The following is a 3,008-nucleotide window of genomic DNA, read 5'->3' on the forward strand; positions in this document are numbered from 1 at the left end:
CCCCCCCCCCCCCCCCCCCCCCCCCCCCCCCCCCCCCCCCCCCCCCCCCCCCCCCCCCCCCCCCCCCCCCCCCCCCCCCCCCCCCCCCCCCCCCCCCCCCCCCCCCCCCCCCCCCCCCCACACCCCCACTAGGTTCTCTTCGTCGGCAGCGTCAGATGTGTATAAGAGACAGGGCGCCGTCCGCGCCGCCGAACACCTCGCGCGCGGCGCGGTCCACGGTGCGCGCGTCCACGGTGCGCACGCCGCTGGCGTAGGCGCCGAGCAGCGCGCGGTCGCACAGCAGGTTGATGCGGCGCGGCACGCCGCGCGCCACGGCGTGGATGCGCCGCAGCGCGCGGCGGTCGAAGGGCGGGGGCCCGGCCAGGCCGGCCACGGCCAGGCGGTGGGCGATGTAGTGCTGCGTTTCGGCCTGCGACAGCGCGTCGAGGTGGAAGCGCGCGATCACCCGCTGCGCGAGCTGCTCCAGCGCCGGCTGCGCCAGCAGCGTGCGCAGTTCGGGCTGGCCGATGAGCACGATCTGCAGCAGCTTGCGCTCGTTGGTTTCCAGGTTGGTGAGCAGGCGCAGCTGCTCCAGCACGTCGGCCGAGAGGTTCTGCGCCTCGTCGATGATGAGCACGTTGTTGCGCCCAGCCGCATGCGCCTGCAGCAGGAAGGCGTTGAGCGGATCGAGGCAGTCCTTGACCGTCTCCGCGCCGGGCACGGCCGGGGCATGGGCCACGCCGAACTCGTCGCAGATCGAGCGCAGCAGCTCGGCCACGGTGAGCTTGGGGTTGAAGATGTAGGCGACGTTGCAGTCGGCCGGCATCTGCTCCAGGAAGCAGCGGCAGACGGTGGTCTTGCCGGTGCCGACCTCACCGGTCAGCAGCACGAAGCCGCCACCGCCGCCCAGGCCATAGAGCAGGTGCGCCAGCGCCTCGCGGTGCCGCTCGCTCATGAACAGGTAGCGGGGGTCGGGCGCGATGGAGAACGGCTCGTGCCGCAGACCGAAGAAGGAGGCGTACATGGCCCGGAGAATACCGGGAGCCGGCAACGCGGGCATGAAGCGCCTGGGCGCAGCGCCGCCGCGCGGCCGTGCGCAATGGGATTGCCTATGATCTGCGCCACCCGCGGCGCGGCGTCGCAAGAAGGGAAACGAGTGATGACACGCACAGCGCCCAGCCTGCTGCGCACGCGCGGCAGCCATGACAGCGGCAAGGTCGGCATGATCGAGCTGTTCTTCGATCTGGTGTTCGTGTTCGCGGTCACGCAGTTGTCGCACACCCTGCTCAAGCACCTGAGCCTGGAAGGCGCGCTCCAGGTGGCGATGCTGCTGCTGGCCGTGTGGTGGGTGTGGATCTACACCTCGTGGGTCACCAACTGGCTGGACCCGGAGCGGCTGGCGGTGCGGCTCTGCATGTTCCTGCTGATGGCCGCCGGCCTGCTGCTGTCGGCCTCGATCCCCGAGGCCTTCGGCGCGCGCGGGCCGTGGTTTGCCGGCGCCTACGTCTGCATGCAGGTGGGGCGCACCCTGTTCTTCCTGTGGGCGGTGCGCGGCGAGCGCGCCGGCCTGCGCCGCAACTTCCAGCGCATCCTGGTCTGGCTCTGCGCCTCGGGCGGCCTGTGGCTGGCCGGCGGCTGGATGGAGGGGCCGGCGCGCATGGCCTGCTGGGCGCTGGCGCTGCTGGTCGAGCTGGCCGGGCCGCTGCTGTATTTCCGGGTGCCGGGGCTGGGACGCTCCAGCATCGCCGACTGGGACGTGGACGGCAACCACATGGCCGAGCGCTGCGGCCTGTTCGTGATCATCGCGCTGGGCGAGTCGCTGCTGGTCACGGGTGCGACTTTCGCCGAACTCAAGTGGGACGGCAATGCCGCCGCCTTCCTGTCGGCACTGCTGGGCAGCATCGCGATGTGGTGGATCTACTTCGACACCGGCGCCGAGCGCGCCCACCACCGCATGCTGCATGCGCAGGACCCGGGGCGGCAGGCCCGCGCGGCCTATACCTACCTGCATGTGCCGATCGTGGCCGGCATCATCGTCGGCGCGGTGGCCGACGAGCTGGCGCTGGCCCACCCGGACCACGCGAGCAATGCCGCCATCGCCGCGCTGCTGGGCGGGCCGCTGCTCTACCTGCTGGGCACGGCGATGTTCAAGTGGACCACCAACGAGCGCGTGGCGCCGCCGCTGTCGCACCTGGCCGGCCTGGCGCTGCTGCTGGCGCTGCTGCCGCTGGCGCATGCGGTGTCGGCCGTCGCGCTGAGCGCGCTGAGCACCGGCGTGCTGCTGCTGGTCGCGGCCTGGGAGAGCATCGCGCTGCGCCGGCCGGCGCGCGGCTGAGGACACGGAACGGAGCACATGGCCCATGAGCATCGAGATTTCCAAGGACGCGCGCAAGGAAGCCGTCGCCTCCATCGAGCGCTACTTTAAGGAGAACATGGAGGAGCGCATCGGCAACATCGCAGCGGGCGCGCTGCTGAACTTCTTCCTCGAAGACATCGGCCCGGTCATCTACAACCAGGCCGTGGCCGACGTGCAGGAGCGCCTGCAGGCGCAGGTGGCCGAGGTGGACATCGAGATCCATGAAGACGCCTTCACCTACTGGCGCAAGTTCGACCGCGCAGGGCGATGAGGCGTCTGAGCCGGCGCGCAGGTGCTCCAGCAGGCGCTGGGCCTGCGGCGCGACGGGCTGGTGCAGGCCACGGGGCTGTCGTTCACCACCTCGACCGTGGTGCTGGCGGTGGCGCTGGGCGGCTCGCTGGCGATGCTGCTGCCGGCGCTGGCCGGCATGGCGCCGGGGCACCGGGCGCGGCAGCGGCTGTCGGCGGCGGTGTTCCGGCGCTGCTTCTTCGTCGGGCTGGCGCTGAAACCCGAGCACTACATAATTGATAGCACAAAGCCCGCGTGGCCAGGGCAATCGCATCTAACCAGAGCCCCCCATCCCCAGAGCCGCTCCCATGCCCATGAGGTGCTCCAGATAGGGCAGGCTCCAGCCAGCGCGCTTGCGCTTGGCCTGCAGCCCGAGCTTCACCGA

Annotated in this window: 2 protein-coding genes and 3 pseudogenes; 4 read left to right on the plus strand and 1 reads right to left on the minus strand. The window is 71.5% G+C overall.

All coding sequences use genetic code 11. From position 1 onward, the window contains the following. Window positions 1-254 (plus strand): annotated as a pseudogene (locus JHD63_RS22195) (hypothetical protein); the annotation flags it as partial. On the opposite strand, the pseudogene JHD63_RS22200 reads toward JHD63_RS22195, so the two are convergent. Further along, window positions 188-1,003, minus strand: a pseudogene (locus JHD63_RS22200) (ExeA family protein); the annotation flags it as partial. The pseudogenes JHD63_RS22195 and JHD63_RS22200 sit on opposite strands and share 67 nt — an antisense overlap. Before the next feature lie 135 nt (window positions 1,004-1,138). Between JHD63_RS22200 and JHD63_RS22205 the strand changes: the two are divergent. The 3 genes and pseudogenes from JHD63_RS22205 to JHD63_RS25105 form a co-directional block, all read left to right on the plus strand. After that, window positions 1,139-2,314 carry a low temperature requirement protein A gene (locus tag JHD63_RS22205; protein WP_198972954.1) on the plus strand — a complete coding sequence of 392 codons (1,176 nt, stop codon included), beginning with the start codon at window positions 1,139-1,141 and terminating at the stop codon, window positions 2,312-2,314. Between the two features lie 25 nt (window positions 2,315-2,339). After that, on the plus strand, window positions 2,340-2,606 hold the full coding sequence (locus JHD63_RS22210; RefSeq protein WP_198972955.1) for a DUF2164 domain-containing protein: 267 nt from the start codon (window positions 2,340-2,342) through the stop codon (window positions 2,604-2,606). A gap of 21 nt (window positions 2,607-2,627) precedes the next feature. Next, window positions 2,628-3,008 (plus strand): annotated as a pseudogene (locus JHD63_RS25105) (hypothetical protein); the annotation flags it as partial.

Source organism: Xylophilus sp. ASV27, assembly GCF_016428875.1.
In the GTDB taxonomy this organism is placed as follows: Bacteria; Pseudomonadota; Gammaproteobacteria; order Burkholderiales; family Burkholderiaceae_C; genus Xylophilus.